Annotated in this window: 22 protein-coding genes; 3 read left to right on the top strand and 19 right to left on the bottom strand. The window is 59.4% G+C overall.

Annotated elements, in window-relative coordinates:
* Positions 1–4: 4 nt before the first annotated feature.
* The 10 genes from XH93_RS08525 to XH93_RS08480 form a co-directional block, all read right to left on the bottom strand.
* The gene (locus tag XH93_RS08525; RefSeq protein ID WP_194473151.1) at positions 5–244 is read right to left on the bottom strand and encodes a nitrogen fixation protein NifZ; all 240 of its coding nucleotides are present in this window, start codon (positions 242–244) and stop codon (positions 5–7) included.
* A complete protein-coding gene (locus XH93_RS08520) occupies positions 241–561 on the bottom strand; it encodes a nitrogen fixation protein NifZ (RefSeq protein ID WP_194473150.1) in 321 nt (106 codons plus the stop codon). Before XH93_RS08520 ends, XH93_RS08525 begins: the two co-directional genes overlap by 4 nt.
* Entirely contained in the window at positions 554–946 is a 393-nt protein-coding gene (locus tag XH93_RS08515) for a hypothetical protein (RefSeq protein ID WP_194473149.1), read from the bottom strand. Before XH93_RS08515 ends, XH93_RS08520 begins: the two co-directional genes overlap by 8 nt.
* 144 nt (positions 947–1,090) lie before the next feature.
* The gene (locus XH93_RS08510) at positions 1,091–1,315 is read right to left on the bottom strand and encodes a 4Fe-4S binding protein (protein ID WP_194473148.1); all 225 of its coding nucleotides are present in this window, start codon (positions 1,313–1,315) and stop codon (positions 1,091–1,093) included.
* 9 nt (positions 1,316–1,324) lie between these two features.
* On the bottom strand, positions 1,325–2,884 hold the full coding sequence (gene nifB / locus XH93_RS08505) for a nitrogenase cofactor biosynthesis protein NifB (protein ID WP_194473147.1): 1,560 nt from the start codon (positions 2,882–2,884) through the stop codon (positions 1,325–1,327).
* Between the two features lie 342 nt (positions 2,885–3,226).
* Positions 3,227–4,090: an SIR2 family protein gene (locus tag XH93_RS08500; protein WP_194473146.1), complete on the bottom strand. Its 864-nt coding sequence runs from the start codon at positions 4,088–4,090 to the stop codon at positions 3,227–3,229.
* Positions 4,087–4,311 carry a putative nitrogen fixation protein NifT gene (gene nifT, locus XH93_RS08495; RefSeq protein WP_194473145.1) on the bottom strand — a complete coding sequence of 75 codons (225 nt, stop codon included), beginning with the start codon at positions 4,309–4,311 and terminating at the stop codon, positions 4,087–4,089. Before nifT ends, XH93_RS08500 begins: the two co-directional genes overlap by 4 nt.
* Positions 4,308–5,501, bottom strand: a complete 1,194-nt coding sequence (gene nifS, locus XH93_RS08490; RefSeq protein ID WP_194473144.1) for a cysteine desulfurase NifS — start codon at positions 5,499–5,501, stop codon at positions 4,308–4,310. Before nifS ends, nifT begins: the two co-directional genes overlap by 4 nt.
* A gap of 18 nt (positions 5,502–5,519) precedes the next feature.
* Entirely contained in the window at positions 5,520–5,798 is a 279-nt protein-coding gene (locus XH93_RS08485) for a hypothetical protein (RefSeq protein ID WP_194473143.1), read from the bottom strand.
* 19 nt (positions 5,799–5,817) lie between these two features.
* Complete coding sequence (locus XH93_RS08480; RefSeq protein WP_194473142.1) at positions 5,818–6,138, bottom strand: iron-sulfur cluster assembly accessory protein; 321 nt, start codon at positions 6,136–6,138, stop codon at positions 5,818–5,820.
* A gap of 276 nt (positions 6,139–6,414) precedes the next feature.
* Between XH93_RS08480 and XH93_RS08475 the strand changes: the two genes are divergently transcribed.
* Positions 6,415–7,005: a hypothetical protein gene (locus tag XH93_RS08475; protein ID WP_194473141.1), complete on the top strand. Its 591-nt coding sequence runs from the start codon at positions 6,415–6,417 to the stop codon at positions 7,003–7,005.
* Positions 7,006–7,014: 9 nt separating this feature from the next.
* Here the strand turns inward: XH93_RS08475 and XH93_RS08470 are convergent, their stop codons facing one another.
* Entirely contained in the window at positions 7,015–7,410 is a 396-nt protein-coding gene (locus tag XH93_RS08470) for a Rieske 2Fe-2S domain-containing protein (protein WP_194473140.1), read from the bottom strand.
* Positions 7,411–8,224: 814 nt separating this feature from the next.
* On the bottom strand, positions 8,225–8,575 hold the full coding sequence (locus XH93_RS08465; RefSeq protein WP_246799515.1) for a hypothetical protein: 351 nt from the start codon (positions 8,573–8,575) through the stop codon (positions 8,225–8,227).
* Between the two features lie 239 nt (positions 8,576–8,814).
* On the opposite strand from XH93_RS08465, the gene istA reads away from it, so the two are divergent.
* Together istA and istB are read left to right on the top strand one after the other, a co-directional pair.
* On the top strand, positions 8,815–10,365 hold the full coding sequence (gene istA / locus XH93_RS08460) for an IS21 family transposase (protein ID WP_194473139.1): 1,551 nt from the start codon (positions 8,815–8,817) through the stop codon (positions 10,363–10,365).
* The gene (istB, locus tag XH93_RS08455) at positions 10,362–11,174 is read left to right on the top strand and encodes an IS21-like element helper ATPase IstB (RefSeq protein WP_210340453.1); all 813 of its coding nucleotides are present in this window, start codon (positions 10,362–10,364) and stop codon (positions 11,172–11,174) included. The genes istA and istB overlap by 4 nt, the downstream gene beginning before the upstream one ends.
* Before the next feature lie 13 nt (positions 11,175–11,187).
* Here istB and XH93_RS42050 read toward each other — a convergent pair whose 3' ends face one another.
* The 7 genes from XH93_RS42050 to nifN all read right to left on the bottom strand — a co-directional run bounded on the left by XH93_RS42050 (position 11,188) and on the right by nifN (position 15,447).
* Entirely contained in the window at positions 11,188–11,703 is a 516-nt protein-coding gene (locus XH93_RS42050; protein WP_246799514.1) for a hypothetical protein, read from the bottom strand.
* A gap of 77 nt (positions 11,704–11,780) precedes the next feature.
* Positions 11,781–12,077 (bottom strand): hypothetical protein, encoded by a 297-nt coding sequence (locus tag XH93_RS08445; RefSeq protein ID WP_194473137.1) that lies wholly within the window; start codon positions 12,075–12,077, stop codon positions 11,781–11,783.
* Positions 12,078–12,655: 578 nt separating this feature from the next.
* Positions 12,656–12,955: a ferredoxin III, nif-specific gene (gene fdxB, locus XH93_RS08440; RefSeq protein ID WP_139481183.1), complete on the bottom strand. Its 300-nt coding sequence runs from the start codon at positions 12,953–12,955 to the stop codon at positions 12,656–12,658.
* A 13-nt stretch (positions 12,956–12,968) separates the two neighbouring features.
* Positions 12,969–13,169 carry a CCE_0567 family metalloprotein gene (locus XH93_RS08435; RefSeq protein WP_139481184.1) on the bottom strand — a complete coding sequence of 67 codons (201 nt, stop codon included), beginning with the start codon at positions 13,167–13,169 and terminating at the stop codon, positions 12,969–12,971.
* Between the two features lie 8 nt (positions 13,170–13,177).
* Positions 13,178–13,648 (bottom strand): NifX-associated nitrogen fixation protein, encoded by a 471-nt coding sequence (locus tag XH93_RS08430; RefSeq protein ID WP_194473136.1) that lies wholly within the window; start codon positions 13,646–13,648, stop codon positions 13,178–13,180.
* Between the two features lie 6 nt (positions 13,649–13,654).
* Positions 13,655–14,050, bottom strand: a complete 396-nt coding sequence (nifX, locus tag XH93_RS08425) for a nitrogen fixation protein NifX (protein WP_139481186.1) — start codon at positions 14,048–14,050, stop codon at positions 13,655–13,657.
* A complete protein-coding gene (gene nifN / locus XH93_RS08420) occupies positions 14,047–15,447 on the bottom strand; it encodes a nitrogenase iron-molybdenum cofactor biosynthesis protein NifN (protein WP_194473135.1) in 1,401 nt (466 codons plus the stop codon). Before nifN ends, nifX begins: the two co-directional genes overlap by 4 nt.
* Positions 15,448–15,455: the final 8 nt, after the last annotated feature.

Below are 15,455 nucleotides of genomic sequence, written 5' to 3'. Positions count from 1 at the left end.
CCCTTCAGAGCACCGTGATTTCTTCTTCAAAACAGCCAATGAGCAGCTGCACACCAAAATCGACAGTATAGATCGGCACGTCGGCTTCGGTATGGATAGCGACCCTGACGATCTCACCGGTTGCTCCGGCGCCAAGCACGATCCCGTCGTGTTCCGTGTTGGGGAAGGAGCCATCGTTGATGAGGTCGACCGTCGCTTTAACGCGTTGGCCCCGCCGATATTTCGGAAAGCGGCCCTCAGTCATGACACAGCCTCTTCCGGCAATGGCAAATCATCGATCTCCTCGCACGGGTCCACCGGCTCAAGCTCCTTGCGCTTCATGCCAACGCGGTAGCCACGTTCGAGAAACTCGACGCCGTAGATGTAGAACTGCTGCAGGAACGTTCCGATCGAAACGACGTAACCCACCTCCCCCTTCTTGACCAAAACCTCGCCAATCTCTTTGCCGCGAAAGGTGCCATCATTACGGATGGTGCGATTGGCGCGCACCTTATCGCCAAAGCTGAACACAGGCGGCCCGCTGAGCTCGACGACGTCGCTATCGCGAACGATTTTATTCATGCAGCGCTCCCTCGTGGACACTCAGGGCCGCTGCCGTACCAGCGCAAGCGAGGTCCTGCATCGATTTGTCCTCATTCTCGAAGACATCTGGCAATTCACCAGCGGCAATGCCGCACGCCATTTCATGGCGGACATACAGGTCAGGACCGCCCTGCGGAGCAGTTAGCACCCTCGGCAACAGTCCTTGTATATTCTCGAACCGCACCGAGGCGTTCGGCTCGTTCACCATGGCTAACGGCCACTCATTGTGGACAACCCGTGCCACAATAATGTGGCGGCACTCGACCTCCGCATCGCTCATCAATCGGTCGAACAGCTGTGGCGCGATGCGGCGCACGACGGCGCGATCAAGTTCATTGTCCTGGCCGGCCAGCATCGGCGTCATTCCCTCGCATCAAGCGAAGATTCGGGCCAGACGGCGAGGCTGCGATGGGACTCGCTTCGCAGTCGCAGGAGCAGGCGCATGGGCGCATTTCTGGGCACGGTTCGCATCATCAAGCGGCGGCAATTCGTTCACGGGGCTCACCCTTTAGGCTGGCGCTTGGTAGCGCGCCAAGGATGTGTCAATGACGCAGGTATTGTCGACCGGACAGGCGGCGACACATTGCGGCTCGTCGAAATAGCCGATGCATTCGGTACATTTTGCCGGTTCAATGACGAAGCTCCCCGCCTTCTCAGAGATTGCAACGTTCGGGCACAAGGGTTCGCAGGCTGAGCAGCTCGTACACTGCGAGGCAATGATCTTGAATGGCACGTCCCCCCCCTACGCCGCAGAGATCGCGGCTCCCTGCCGAATCGACGCGTCGCCGCGCTTCGCGTGTTGGATCTCACCCCTTTTCACCCGATCGAGATAGGACCGGAACCAGGAGATCGCCGACTTCTCGATCAACTCATGCGCATATTGATCAACCGGCTCGATTCCGGCCTTGATCAACTTGCTTTTCGGGCTGCCGCCGATTTTGGCCACGAACACCGCATGGCAGTCATTGATACCGCGAATGATGGTCGAAAGCCTATCCTCCTCCCCATCACCGCCTTGGCAGTAGGCGTCCACGCGGCGGTGGCCGACGAATTTTGCGCCGGATGTGGAAAGTTCGTAGACTTGGAATTCCTTCGCATGTCCAAAGTGCTCGTTGATCAGCCCGACGCCTTTGGTTGCGACTGCCACCAGAAGCGTGATCTCGCTCACCTCTCCGGCCAATTCCCCGAGCTCCTCTGTGCTGGCCGCGGCCTTGGCGGCACGCTCGTCCTCTACCTGATCCTGGTAAGCCTTGCGCATCTCGAGGTCGTATTTGATGTCCATCTTCATGACTTGGTCGGTCGTAAACTCTGCGCTGCGATCTTCTCCGAGCAGACCCACAGCATCGGCCCGGCACTGACGGCAGTGACGCATCATATTTATCTGCCCTTCGCAAGCATCTTGCAGTGCCTTCAATTCCTGCGCTGTCGGCCCGCGCTGACCGTTGAGGCCAAACACTGTGCCGTACTCGGGTGCGGAGATCAGCGGCATGATATTGTGAAGGAAGGCGCCGCGCGACTTCACCGCCTTGTTCACTTCAACCAAGTGATCGTCGTTGATATGCGGGATCATCACAGAGTTGACCTTACACAGGATCCCCCGTTCGCTAAGCATCTCCAGGCCTTGCAGCTGGCGATCGGCAAGTATCCTTGCCGCGTCGAGGCCGGTGTAGCGCCTGTGGTTGCAGAAGATCCAAGGATAGATCCTGGCGCCGATTTCGGGATCGATCATGTTGATGGTGATCGTGACATGCTCAATCTTGGACTTGGCGATGACGTCAACATAATCTGGCAGGCTCAGCCCATTGGTTGATAGACACAGCTTGATGTCCGGAGCCGCTTTGGCGACGAGTTCGAACGTCTTGAACGTCTTTTCGGGATTGGCCAGCGGATCGCCGGGACCGGCGATGCCAAGCACGGTCATCTGGGGAATAGTGGCCGCGACCGCAAGAGCTCTCTTTACCGCCTGCTCCGGCGTGAGCTTCTCGCTCACCACGCCCGGACGTGATTCGTTGGCGCAGTCGTATTTGCGGTTGCAGTAGTTGCACTGGATGTTGCAGGCTGGCGCTACCGCGACATGCATGCGGGCGTAATGGTGATGCGCCTCTTCGCTGTAGCAGGGATGGTTCTTCACTTTTTCCCAAGTCTCGGTCGGCAGATCGCCTTGCCCTGCCCGCGAGCCGCAACTCGTCTGGCCGGTGTTAGGCGAGGTGCGGCAGCCCTTATGCTCGGCGGCCGGCTGCATCATCTTGCTGGCACCTACCGCAGCTTTGGCACATTTTCCGCGCCCGACGACCGCGTTCATTTCCCATGTCTCCCTGCAGGCAATCATCGACCTCTCAGGACCAGCCTCGAGAGAGCCTCAGCAAGAGCAGTAGCAACTCACATGCCATGATAGAGTCGATGCGATTGCAGCCATGCGCCAAACAGTTAGCTGGAACATCAGCGCCAACGAATGCAAGAACAGCAACGATGCGCATGTTTGAAAGGCAACAAGTACGTCGTATTTCTGCCGCCGCGCTCGACGGCAGGTGCATTCACTCAAACGCCAAGCATGCGCGATCCCGGCTCCTTCCCCGTTGGCCTTGATGCGATGCGGCATCTCACAATAGGCCGATGCGAACTGGCGATCCGGCTTCGCAACGCGCTAATGGGTGAGCAGTATCTCGACTGCGCGAGGCAATCCAATCGCAAGCGGCGTCAGGCCCTGCTCGCGCAGAAAGTGAACCTCATTGCGTGAGAGCGCATCCAGATCAACGATCGCATAGTGGGTTTTCGCTGAACGCTTGATGATTTGCCGGGCATAGCTACGCAACAGCTGGTCGTTGAACCGACAGCCGATAAAGAGAAAGCTCTGTCCGATCCGCCTTTTCTTGATGATGTCCGGAATCGGTGTCTGGATATCGATTTCGGTCAGCACCTCGACATAATCAGCGTCGGAGATCAGGAAGTTCTTTGCCGGCCGCACACTGCCATGCGGCTTGTACAGCACCGTCGTCCAGCTGTCCGCCACGATACCGTCGACCTGTTGGCCAATCGAGTCATAAAAGCGATACCAGCGATTCTCGCCAATGCTGGCGCGGGTGATACCCTGCACTTCGCCCCATCCATCGCGCTTATCCAACGCCCCGCGCATCGCGCCATCATACCATGTGTCGACTATGATGGGCAGCGACAGAGACGCAAGATGATCGTGCAAGGCGGTCGGCTCGACCGGCCGAGCGAAGGCCTGCGCCATCAATGCCGTCACGGTGGAGCGATGTTTGCTGATCTCGATGTGCTGCGCCGCGGCCCATGCATTGCCCTTGGCCCGCCGCGGCAGCGCAACCTTGCTGGCGAAGAAAGCAGATAACGCCTCGGGTGTCGTCGGCACATCGGGTCTGGACAGTTCGGCAAGGCCAGGACCGATATAGGGAACAATGCTCGCGGCCCTCAGCCCGGCAGCGACGTCCGCGAGAATGGCCTTAGCATCGGTCGCATTGACAAACTCGATCTGCTCGGGCGCATTCACGGATCGTCACCGTTTTCGCCCCGTTTTTTGGCATTGATTGTCACCGGCAAGCGCGTATCGCTCGCCATCCGCGGCAAATCGAGCACCCAGCCATTAGCTATTTTGATCCAGCCGCCCCATAGCGTCTCATGCTCAGATTCTACGATCGACTCTTCGAGATCCTTTTTCGGCACGTAGATCGACAGGCCCGAGTCCGGAGCGCGGCGGATCATGATCTTCACGAGCTCAACTCCCTCGACTGCAGCGCATAGCTGGCCAGATTGGCCGATCCCCGCAAATTGGCGCGCAGGCGAGCCACGATGTCGGATAGTACGCACACGACCTCATCGACTTCCGCAACAGAGGTTTCACGCGACAGAGAAAAGCGCACCGCGCCGCGCATGCTCCGCGCCGGCACCTGCATGGCGCGCAGAACATGCGATGGCTCCATTGAGCCGGACCCGCAGGCTGCCCCCAGCGACACCGCAATGCCCGCACGATTGAGATGATGGACGATTGCTTCGCCTTCGAGATCATCGAACGCGACACTGGCCGTGTTCGCTAGGCGGTTGCTAACATCGCCGAGCACCGCGCACTCGCCATTGTGCAAAATCCCCTGCTCCAGGCGGTCACGCAACGTACCAATGCGAACACGTTCCGGCTCGAGCCGCTCCACCGCCAGCTCCGCAGCTTTTCCAAGACCAACGATGCCGGGGACGTTCTCGGTACCGCCGCGGCGCCGACGTTCCTGTGATCCACCCCAGATCAGCGGCCGGAATTTTGTCCCTTTGCGCAGATAGAGCGCGCCAATCCCTTTTGGGCCATGCAGCTTGTGCGCTGAAAGCGACAGCATGTCGATCGCACTGTCCTTTAGGTCGACGCGTACCTTACCGATGGCCTGGACCGCATCTGTGTGAAAAAGCGCGCCTGCCTCACGGGTCAACCCGGCCAGAAACTCCACGGGAAAAATCGTACCGGTCTCGTTATTGGCCCACATGGCCGAGACGATTGCCGTGCGGGGCCCGAGCACGCGCCGAAACGCCTCGATGTCGAGCCGGCCGCGGGAGTCTACCGGTACAATATGTGTCTTGACGCCTTTCGCGGTCAATTGCTCGACCAGCGAAAGGACGGCGGAGTGCTCAACCGAGGTGGTGACGATCTCGTCGCGGCCTTCCTGGCTCGCAAGCGCCGAGAGGATCGCGGCATTATTTGCCTCGGTCCCACCGGAGGTAAAAACGATCTCATGATCGTGGGCATTTCCCAACAGATCCTGCAAGCTGCGGCGCGCCTGCTTCAGGGCGATTGCGACCTCGCCGCCAAAGGCGTGGCTGGACGACGCATTTCCGAATCGCTCGGTGAAGAACGGCAACATGGCTTGCACGACGGACGGATCGGTCCGCGTCGTCGCGTTGTTATCGAGATAAATCGGCACCGGATCCCCCACTCAATCTCACGCCTTGGCTGCGGCAGCAAGCCTGTTGAAGCGGACGAATTCGCCGAGCCTCTCGACAAGCCAGGCTTGAATGCCTTCCAACGACCCGCTCGAAAGGTCGGAGAACACGCAGGCACCAAGGCTGACCATGATCCTGCCGCCACCGATTGTGATCAGTCGACTGCTGCCGCCACGTTGCATAATGGGTTGGATCTCCTCGAGTACGGCGCGAAGGCGCGGTTCTCGGCCGTTCGCGGCGGCTTGCAATTGCTTGAGTTGCTCTGATTCGGCCAGCATGCTTGATGTTTCTTCCTTATCAGCTGAACGATTTTCCGCAGGAGCAGCTCGAGGTGGCGTTCGGGTTGTGAAAGGTGAAGCCTGAGCTCTCCAGCGCCATCACGAAGTCGATGGTTGTTCCGACCAGATGTTGATGGCTCTTGTCGTCGACAAACACCTTCAGGTCACCGCACTCGATCACCTTGTCGTCGGGCTTCGGTTCCTCGGCCAGTCCCATCGAGTATTTGAACCCGTTGCAGCCGCCTGCCTCGACCGTAATGCGCAGGCCGCTTGCTGGCTGCGTCGATGATGAAATCGCACTCTTGATTGCATTCACCGCGCTATCCGTCAGGTTGATCATGGCTTATCCTTCGTCTGCTTAGGACTGCGTGCTCATGGCAAGTCATGTGCCAGCGTACAGACATCTGATGATGCTTGCCTTTTCAGACCGGGCCTGTTGCCTTTGGAACTCGTGTCGAGTTTCCGACAGGGCTGCTTCAGGCAGTCGGAGCCCATTTCATGCCTTTTCCTTCCAGGCTACGCCGCCGACTGCTGCACATGGACGGCAAGCAATTTGCATTGCATCTCGCACCGGCGCCGAAGCGTTGGTGAAACGCTTAGATCGAGGAACGTTCTAATGACTGCAATCGAGAACACCGCACTCGGCAGACTTGAGAAGGAGGGTCGCCTGCTCAATGCCGTATTCAAAGGCGGGACCATTAAGCCTGGGCGGTTCGGCTTTCGCGGTGACGTCGCACTGAAATTCCAAACCCAGGTCGCGGACGAGAAGCGGCCGCCGGACTATTCGATCGAACAAGTTTTGACCATCGCGCAGGATGGAGAGCGAACCATTCCAGTGCTAGCCGGCTATCTGCATTCCTTCGCCTATCTTGCCGACGTTGCAGGCGTGCTGGACAGCGCGTTAAGCCCCGACGGCAAATACTTCATGTTCTGCAACAACATAGATCTGCTGGCGAAATACCGAGTCAAGCTTGGCGATGCCACTTTCCACGTCCTTCCGTGCGACGAGTCCACAGTTTGGAAGGAGATGATGGACCTGGTCGGAATCAACAAGGACGACATCAAGAAGCTCGATTCAAGTGGCAAGCTGGATTACCTGCTCGATGCGGCAAAGAATCTGGATCTGTCCTGTGACGAGATCTCGTACGAAGATGGACTGAAGAGGATGGAACCCGTGAAGAATCGGAACGAAAATCGGCCGGTCTGAGCGCAGGCTTCATGCATCGGAGGGCGCATCGTCTTCGACAAGACGCACGCCGACAACGCAGATTTCGCCGTCCAGAACTGTCAGCGCGATCGGCGTGAGCACTCTGCCCTTGCATTGACCTTCGACGCACCGCCCGGTGCTCAGTTCAAAGGTCGATCCGTGCTTGCCGCACATCAGCCGGACGCCATATGGATCGAGGAATTCGTTTCGCTCCCAATCTAGTTTGACGCTGTTGTGCGGGCATTTGTTGACATAGCCAAGCACTTTCTTACCCCATCGGATCACAACGATGGACCACGGCCGCTGATTGCCCTCGTCATCGACGACCATAAGGTCAAATCCCCTCGCCCGTCGGTTTGGAATGTCGTCGAAGCCGCAAATCGCATAGATGGCATCTGGCTGCATTGACTGCTCGTTGATTGCGAGACGTGCCTCATTATCGCTGTACGTCAATTAAGCAAGACCCGGTAGGAGCGCCCAACCGGCTCAGCTTTGTGGCACTCCAAGCGAGCAAGCTCGACAGCGAGCACAACTCATTGGCGCGGGTGCGGCCGGCCGCGTCGCTTTCGCTTTCGCCCATCAGCTTTTCCGATCACTTGATGGAAACCGCTAAGCTGTCGCTCACAGAGCGGCAATGCCGTTCTGGTCAGCCGAACAAACCAGACCTGCGGATTGGCGTGGCCGTCACTTTGGCGTGTCTTCGACGAGAGGCGGTACACCGTCTCTCTGTACCCTCGATCTTCAGATACACGGCGACGTTCCCGTGCATGCGCGGGCCGTAGCGGCTTGAACAGTGATGAGAATGATGCGGTCCGATCAGAGCCGAACAGAATACAATGAATCCTGGACGCTCGCAGGCCGTCTCGCTAAGCGGCAGCTAATCGAAAGCGGCGATGCAAACGTTTGCGTTACGACTAGCGCTCGCCGGTCGCCACTTCGCCTTGACGAGCAGACTGGGTTCGGCGGCGACATCAGAATCGATGTGCCAATACCGAGCGCCTCGTTAATGAAGCCGATTTGATAGCTGGCAATGATTCACGCCTTGCAGTCGGGCGAGCTTGCCGATGGCGGCAACCCTATCACCGCCAAATCCGAGGCAGGCTTTGCTTAGGGCGCACGCAGAAAGCGTGCGCCCTATCAAGCGAGAACCGTCGCTGCTGCGTGCACTCCGCGAATGCGGGCCGGCCACTTCTGGCCGGGTGGCATTATCGCGACTGCTTTACTCCATGCTCAGCCCGGCAAGGGCGCGCTCCAAGTAGAATGACGGATCATCGTCAGAAGAGTTCCACTCTTCAGTAGCAGTATCACCATCATCTACCTTAGCAAGGTACTGTGTGGGCTTGCCTACTCGCTGCCACTCGTTGTTATCATTCTTCGTCCACACTTCGGGATGCTGATGAGGATCAAGCACCCAGTTATTTTCATCCCAGTGAACAAAACCCATTTCCGCCAAGCGGGGTTCCATGCCGGGCAAGGCCGGGTTTGACAAGATCAACGGATCAGCGCCATCCTTTCTCAATTGGTGTTCCAGCAGAATATCGCCCGCATTTTCGGCCAGGGGATGCGTCACCCGAAGGTCTACGACAGAAGTGATATCGTTGCGCCCGAACTGTTGCCGGAAATCCTCTCTATCGATGAGAACCGGACCTTGCCGCGCGGCAATCAGGATGGAAGCGGAGCGTCAATCAGGATGAGAGAGCGTCGCTGGGCTCGTGACGCAGGGAGGGCGTAGTCCGACCGGAGTTACGAGCCCAGCGACGGCGCGATCCACAGGGGACCGCGCCGTCGGGTGATCGCGGCCGGTTGGTTATGCAAGTGGTTCTTCCGCCAAGAGGAATCACTCGCTTGCCAGGCCGACACATTACCGATCACCAGATGAGGCTCTACATGAAGTACCGTCAGACCGATACCCCGCCAGTGGCCGCTGCCAAGGCGTCGTTCAGCACGTCAACCGCTTATCGAATGGAGAAGGATTCCCGCCTTCCATCGCGGAAGAAAGGTGCCCGCGGCCGGCGCCGACCGGACCCGTTGGCCAGTGTGTTTGAGACCGAGGTCGTGCCGATGTTGAAGGCGGCCCCCGGCGTGCGGGCTGTCGCGATCTTCGAGGAGATGTTACGGCGTCATCCTGAGCTCGGAGCTGGGATCCGCCGCACGCTGGAGCGCCGGATCCGCGCCTGGCGGGCGATCCACGGCGAGGAGCAGGAGGTCATCTTCCGCCAGACCCACGAAGTGGGCCAGGTCGGCCTGTCCGACTTCACCGACATGGGCGAACTGGGGATCACCATCGCTGGCGTGCCGCTCGATCATCGCCTCTATCACTTCCGGTTGGCCTATTGCGGGTTCGAGCACGCCCATGTCGTGCTCGGCGGCGAGAGCTTCGTCGCTTTGGCCGAAGGGCTGCAAAATGCCCTGTGGTCGCTCGGTGGCGCACCGCGGGAGCATCGGACCGACAGCCTGTCGGCCGCCTTCTGTAATCTCGACCGCAATGCGAGGGACGATCTGACCCGGCGATACGAGGACCTCTGCGCCCACTACGGCATGCGGCCTTCCCGCAACAATCGCGGCATCGCCCACGAGAATGGGGCGATCGAGAGCTCGCACGGCCATCTCAAGCGGACGATCGCCGATGCGCTGCTGTTGCGCGGCACTGCCGACTTCGATGATCTCGCCGCCTACCGCGGCTTCATCGACGAGATCGTCAGCCGCCGCAATGCCCGCAACGCCAAGCGGATCGACCACGAGCGCGCCACCCTGCAGGCGTTGCCGGATCGCCGTACCTCGGACTACGAGGAGGTGATTGTCCGCGTGACGTCAAGCGGCGGCTTCACCTTGCGCAAGGTGTTCTACACCGTGCCGTCACGCCTGATCGGCCACCAGCTGCGGGTGCGCCTTTACGACGATCGTCTCGACGTGTTCGTCGGCGGCACCCATCTCGTCACCCTGTCGCGTGGGCGGCCGCATCCCAACGGCAAGCACGACCAGGTCGTCGATTATCGGCACGTGATCCATTCCTTGCGGCGCAAGCCAATGGCGCTGCTCAATCTCGTCTACCGTGATCGGCTGTTCCCGCGCGATGCCTATCGCCGAACCTTCGATCGCTTGCGCGAACGGCTGCCGGACAGGAAAGCCTGCCGGCTCATGGTCGATCTGCTTGCGCTGGCGCACGAGCGCGGCTGCGAGGCCGAACTCGCCGGTCAGCTCGCCGCCGACCTGGACGCCGGCCAACTGCCCGACCTCAACCGGCTGCGCGCCCACTTCGCGCCCGATCCTGCCTGCGTGCCGCAGGTCATGGTGCAGCTCGCCCCGCTCGCCAGCTATGAGTGCCTCATCGGCGCCAGCGAGATCGGAGACGCCGCATGAACACGGCCAACACCGTCGACACCGCGCGCCTCAATCTGTTGCTCAACGAGCTGCGGCTGCCCGCCATCAAGGTGCTGTGGCCACGGTTCGCCGAACAGTCCGACAAGGAAGGTTGGCCGGCGGCCCGCTTCCTCGCCGTCATCGCCGAGCACGAGATCGCCGAACGCGGCCGCCGTCGCATCGAGCGCCATCTCGTCGAGGCGAGGCTGCCGGCCGGAAAGACCTTCGATAGCTTCGACTTCGACGCCGTGCCGATGATCTCCAAAGCGCAGGTGACCGCGCTTGCCGCTGGCGACGGCTGGGTCGGCAAGGGCGCCAATTTGCTGCTGTTTGGGCCGCCTGGCGGTGGCAAGAGCCACTTGGCGGCAGCGATTGGCTTGGCTCTCATCGAGAACGGTTGGCGGATCCTGTTCACCCGCACCACCGATCTCGTGCAGAAGCTCCAGGTGGCGCGGCGCGAGCTTAACCTCGAGGCCGCCATCAATCGCCTCGATCGCTTCGACCTCCTGATCCTCGATGACCTCGCCTACGTCACCAAGGATCAGGCCGAGACCAGCGTGCTGTTCGAACTCATCAGCGCGCGCTACGAACGGCGCTCGATGCTGATCACCGCCAATCAGCCCTTCGGCGAATGGAATAAGGTCTTCCCGGACCCCGCCATGACGCTCGCCGCCATCGATCGCCTCGTTCACCACGCCACCATCATCGAAATGAACGTCGAGAGCTATCGCAGGCGAACCGCGCTCGAGCGAAAACGCGGCCCAGGCCGGCCACCGTCGCACGCGACACCAAAAACCCTCGTTGATTGACGCTCCGCGACAATCAGAGCCAACAAAACTCTTGCGCGCGACAATCATCGCGGCAATCATCACCTCGCCGCGACACCGACTCGCCATCCTGATTGTCGCGCGCTTCCCAGCCAGATTGTCGCGCTATAGGACCTCCTGCTCTTAGGAGCCCAACAGTTTCGTTACCCAACTGATAGCTGTAAAATCGCGCGGGCGTGGTCGGATCGTAATGAGTGCTTCTATAGGCTCCAGCAACAATTGCCGCGCGCTCAGCCTTCTTGGATACGAAATCCGAGTACTCTTGTGGATTCCTGGCGATCTGCCTGATGTCGTCGCCCAAAAATCTCCGCAGCCCTGCATTGAAGGAAGATTCGGTGATGTCGTCTATTGGTGGATCCGAAGCCAGAAAGTATGACGCCGGCGACGACCCACCTGACCCGACGTCTGAAAGCGTTTCCGCAAAACGCGGGCTATCTCCCGCCTCTTCCGATTCATCAGCTTGGCTGGCGTTTGGGGACTGGCTGGATGAGCCAACGATTCTGCCATACATCAGATCGCTCTCCTATCGGCACAATTGCACGCTGTAGAGCTCGTGCCGCGCAAGCTCTGACGACGAGGATACGCGGCTTAGCTGACCGTAAGCTGACCCACACGGCGCAGAACATCTGTCCGGCTTCCACGTAACGACCAGCCTATCAGCACGCGATTCGTAAACACGCGTTGCTCATCGAGCTGCAATCGATAGCCGCGCATTGCGTGATATTGCTGATGGTTGATTTTTCGGAGACCGGCCAGTTGTCGATACAGATCCGCGACCACCGCCACATCAGACCGCTGGGACGCCATAGGTTTGAGCAGGCCATCGACCAAATGCAACCGTCCGTCGAAGGCCAGCCCGCGCTTGCCCCCCATCAGCCGTTCCATGCTTTTCTTAGTGTGCTACCGATCTCGACGATCTCGCATACGCACTTGCACCGCCCCTCCGGTCCGATGCAACGGCACCGTCAGTGCCAAACCAAGACGGGTACGGAAGGAACAACTAACTGCTGCCGTCACCAGATTCCGCGTCAACGCGATCGGTCATGAATCTATCATTGGCGGCACCGAGGCCAAGGTACGGCGCCCCCTCTTCCTGAAGAGGACGAGCTACGGGACATAATCGGAACCATCTGGAGGAGTGCGCCCTACTTCGGGGAGCCGGCATTTTCCGACCGATTACAATCTGGATCGCGTCTAGTTCACTCTATTCTGCGAGCCCGGATAGGTGCAGGACGTCCTTCCACGAAAACGTAGAGCTTGCGGAGGATCTTCTCCACGGGATTACCACTCAATGTATGGCTTGCCTTCTGCGAGCCTAACCGCAATGTCTCCGCTCCCTCCGTCCAACAATCGAGGCTACCACTCACGCCGGCCCAGTCTCAGGTTCGGGTTGTACGCGACCAGCGATGGTTCTAGTCTATCGGGTCCATCGCCCCTGCCGCAGAGAAAGATCCAGCCTTGGCTCACGCAGCTTCGGCCGCGGCTGAACCGTGCGTCTGGCAATTGGCCGGACAAACCCTGGCGCAGGCGCCGCAGCCGATGCAGGCACCCTGATCATTCAAAACCATGATCTTCTTTTCGATCTCATCATCCTCGTCGTCGTCAAGGTCGACAAGTTCGTCCTCCTCGTTGATTCCCTTCAATGTCATGACATCTCGACCGCACACCTTGAAGCAGCGGCCACAGCCGATGCACTTTTTGGCATCGATCGAGATCAAGTAGTCCGGCGTCCAGTCGCGGCCATCGCGCGTTGCAAATGACATGAATCGGACTCCTTTAGCTATTTTCCAGCGCCTTCAAATCATGGTTCTTGCGTTCGAGTTCGGCATACGCGTCATGCGCCTTCTGGGCCACCGCCATGATCGAAGTCCAGTTGATGGGAAGTTCTTCCGAGAGGTCGTGCAGATCCATTTTGGCTTGTAGCGCTTTGGCCGAAAGTTTCTTTAGCTCCGCCTTCAGTAGTTCACGATCGCTCATGAGTGCCCTCAATAATTTGCCACGTCCGGAAATTTCCGGATCAAGTCGATTCCGGCCCTGACATATTTGTCACCCTCCCGCGCTAGCTTTGCGAGGTTGTCGAAGCCGAAGCGATGCATATCGCGCAGCTGCTTGTTCACGGCGATCAGCCGACCCCCGATCAGCACCATGCGGCCAAAGCCTTCATGATGCATCTTCAGCATCGGCTGGATCATCACGCCGGTGGCCCTCTCGATCGAGAGTGCGACTGCGTTGAAGAACAGCTCCAGCCGCCACAGCGTGTCGGGATCAGGATCGCCGACAATCGGCAGTGCTCGTCGCTTCTCCTTGTCCAAGATATAGGGTTCAAGCAGCTCGAAATCGCTCTTGGCCTCCCAGGCTCCGTTGGTATCCTGAGCGCGCCATATCTTGACCAGCTCCTTGAGGAACGGGGAATCGAGGGCGTCGCCCTGCTGCGCCATCTCTGCGGCCTCGGTCATCTCACCTCATTCGTCGAACTCGAATGTGCGCCGTTGGTCTTTCGCCAAGGCCTTGCGCAGCCACGGCGGCGGCGTGCCCTTCAATACGCGCTCGAGCTTTTCGAGCAGCGCAAGGATGTTTTCTGGCTTGTTCACCTTGATAGGATGGATGTTGTTGGCCACGACCCGTGCAGCGCCGGCACCGCCGATGGCGGCAACATACAGGATTGCGCAATCCTTGATCGCCTCGATCTTCGGCGCCAGCTTGTCGTCGTCGCCGTCTTCCTTGAGATCTCCCTCGAACTCAACCGCTTTGAGAAACACGTGCCCGCTTGGCGCGACATCGTAGATAGCGATATTCTTTGCCCAACCAAAATGGGCATCGACGCGTCTTAGGTCTTGCGTGGCGAATGCGACCTTCATGCAGTTGACCTCTCAGCTGCACTGCGGTGGCCCGACACTAGCGGCAGTGCCGCCGAAGGCCTCCATCTATCAGGCGTCGGCTGATGATTCTCCTCGCGGTCCGCGATCACAAGATTGGCGATATCAAAGATGAGATCGCGCGTGCCACGATAACCGATCGATAGTTGGTGCCCTGCGCCAAGCCGATCGAACATCGGAAAACCGGCTCGATAGAACGGGATTTTCAGCCGAGCCGCCGCTTGCCTACCATGCGAATGCGTGATCAGCAGGTCGCAATGCTTTGTTCTGGCTAGCTCTTCCAGATCCTCAAGATCGCCGATCAGCACCTCCTCGGTCTTGATCCGCTCGGTCACCGCCGACTGCGTGGTCGTGACGGCCGCGCTCACCTGCGCGCCCATCTCGTGCAGCATACTGGACAGGTCGAACAGCAGGTCTGGCTCGGCCGCGATTGCAAGTTTGCGACCACCAATATGGAAGTGCGCGTCCAGCATTGCGTCAGTGAGCTGGCCGCGCTGGCGCCGATATTTCGATGGCACGGGGCGGCCGCTGATCTCGCTCAGAAAAGTCATGAATTCGTCGTTCGGACCGAGACCGCATAACCGCTCGAACAGACGAAATGGCACGCCGGTCCTGGCCTGCATGACCTCTGCTGCTCGCCGCATCTGCCAGCCTATTGCGATAGTCCACCCTGCGCGGCCCATGCTCGCGATTTCGTCCACGCCGATGCCGCCGATGGTCGTTGGGGTAAAGTCATCAGGGATATGCCCATCGAGCGACCCCGCCAGATCAGGCAGGAAGGACGGCCGCAACCCAAAAGCCTCCAGGATGGTACGAAGTTCATCAAGATCACCCGGCGTGAGGTGGCAGCCTGGAAGGACATTCACCCTCGATGGATCGCGCAAGCCATTGATGTTTGGCCCTTCCACCAGCAACTCCACAGTGCTCGCCACGGCCTTCTCCCAGCCGTCCTGGAACGCCCCCTTGAAATCTGGCGTCGAGACATAAACCAGCGGTAATTTCGCAAGCTGCGGATGCTTGTCCCGGATCAGCTTGAGGTAGGCATCGACATCGTCTCCATTGGTCTCAGTGACACCGGTCGAGCAGATTCCTATGATCTTTGGCTTGGCACGATTGTAGATATTGAGTATCGCCTGCTCGAGATTCTCATAGCCGCCGAGCACGGTCGCGACCTCGCTCATCGCGGTGGTCTGCAGCGGTACAGCCTCCTTGAAATGCCGCACAAAGAGGGTGAGCCCGAAGGAGGTGCAACCTTGTGAGCCGTGCAAAAGCGGCATCGCCCCGTTTAGCCCCATGAACGCAAATGCGCCGCCGATCGGCTGGCTCATCTTCAACGGGTTAACTGCGCATGCTTTCGTCGGCACCGTGGCGATGGCCATGACACCTC

Source organism: Bradyrhizobium sp. CCBAU 51753, from assembly GCF_015291565.1.
Classification (GTDB): Bacteria; Pseudomonadota; Alphaproteobacteria; order Rhizobiales; family Xanthobacteraceae; genus Bradyrhizobium; species Bradyrhizobium ivorense.
This window is presented reverse-complemented; position numbering and strand designations above follow the sequence as displayed.

What these genes read in the sequence shown, in the direction of transcription:
- fdxB (WP_139481183.1), bottom strand. Translation starts at nt 12,955, where the DNA reads ATGTCATTTGCAACGCGCGATGGCCGCGACTGGACGCCGGACTACTTG.
- XH93_RS08470 (WP_194473140.1), bottom strand. Translation starts at nt 7,410, where the DNA reads ATGCAGCCAGATGCCATCTATGCGATTTGCGGCTTCGACGACATTCCA.
- XH93_RS08525 (WP_194473151.1), bottom strand. Translation starts at nt 244, where the DNA reads ATGACTGAGGGCCGCTTTCCGAAATATCGGCGGGGCCAACGCGTTAAA.
- nifN (WP_194473135.1), bottom strand. Translation starts at nt 15,447, where the DNA reads ATGGCCATCGCCACGGTGCCGACGAAAGCATGCGCAGTTAACCCGTTG.
- XH93_RS08435 (WP_139481184.1), bottom strand. Translation starts at nt 13,169, where the DNA reads ATGAGCGATCGTGAACTACTGAAGGCGGAGCTAAAGAAACTTTCGGCC.
- XH93_RS08515 (WP_194473149.1), bottom strand. Translation starts at nt 946, where the DNA reads ATGACGCCGATGCTGGCCGGCCAGGACAATGAACTTGATCGCGCCGTC.
- nifX (WP_139481186.1), bottom strand. Translation starts at nt 14,050, where the DNA reads ATGAAGGTCGCATTCGCCACGCAAGACCTAAGACGCGTCGATGCCCAT.
- XH93_RS08520 (WP_194473150.1), bottom strand. Translation starts at nt 561, where the DNA reads ATGAATAAAATCGTTCGCGATAGCGACGTCGTCGAGCTCAGCGGGCCG.
- istA (WP_194473139.1), top strand. Translation starts at nt 8,815, where the DNA reads ATGCAAGTGGTTCTTCCGCCAAGAGGAATCACTCGCTTGCCAGGCCGA.
- nifB (WP_194473147.1), bottom strand. Translation starts at nt 2,884, where the DNA reads ATGAACGCGGTCGTCGGGCGCGGAAAATGTGCCAAAGCTGCGGTAGGT.
- XH93_RS08445 (WP_194473137.1), bottom strand. Translation starts at nt 12,077, where the DNA reads ATGGAACGGCTGATGGGGGGCAAGCGCGGGCTGGCCTTCGACGGACGG.
- XH93_RS42050 (WP_246799514.1), bottom strand. Translation starts at nt 11,703, where the DNA reads ATGTATGGCAGAATCGTTGGCTCATCCAGCCAGTCCCCAAACGCCAGC.
- XH93_RS08475 (WP_194473141.1), top strand. Translation starts at nt 6,415, where the DNA reads ATGACTGCAATCGAGAACACCGCACTCGGCAGACTTGAGAAGGAGGGT.
- XH93_RS08480 (WP_194473142.1), bottom strand. Translation starts at nt 6,138, where the DNA reads ATGATCAACCTGACGGATAGCGCGGTGAATGCAATCAAGAGTGCGATT.
- XH93_RS08430 (WP_194473136.1), bottom strand. Translation starts at nt 13,648, where the DNA reads ATGACCGAGGCCGCAGAGATGGCGCAGCAGGGCGACGCCCTCGATTCC.
- istB (WP_210340453.1), top strand. Translation starts at nt 10,362, where the DNA reads ATGAACACGGCCAACACCGTCGACACCGCGCGCCTCAATCTGTTGCTC.
- XH93_RS08485 (WP_194473143.1), bottom strand. Translation starts at nt 5,798, where the DNA reads ATGCTGGCCGAATCAGAGCAACTCAAGCAATTGCAAGCCGCCGCGAAC.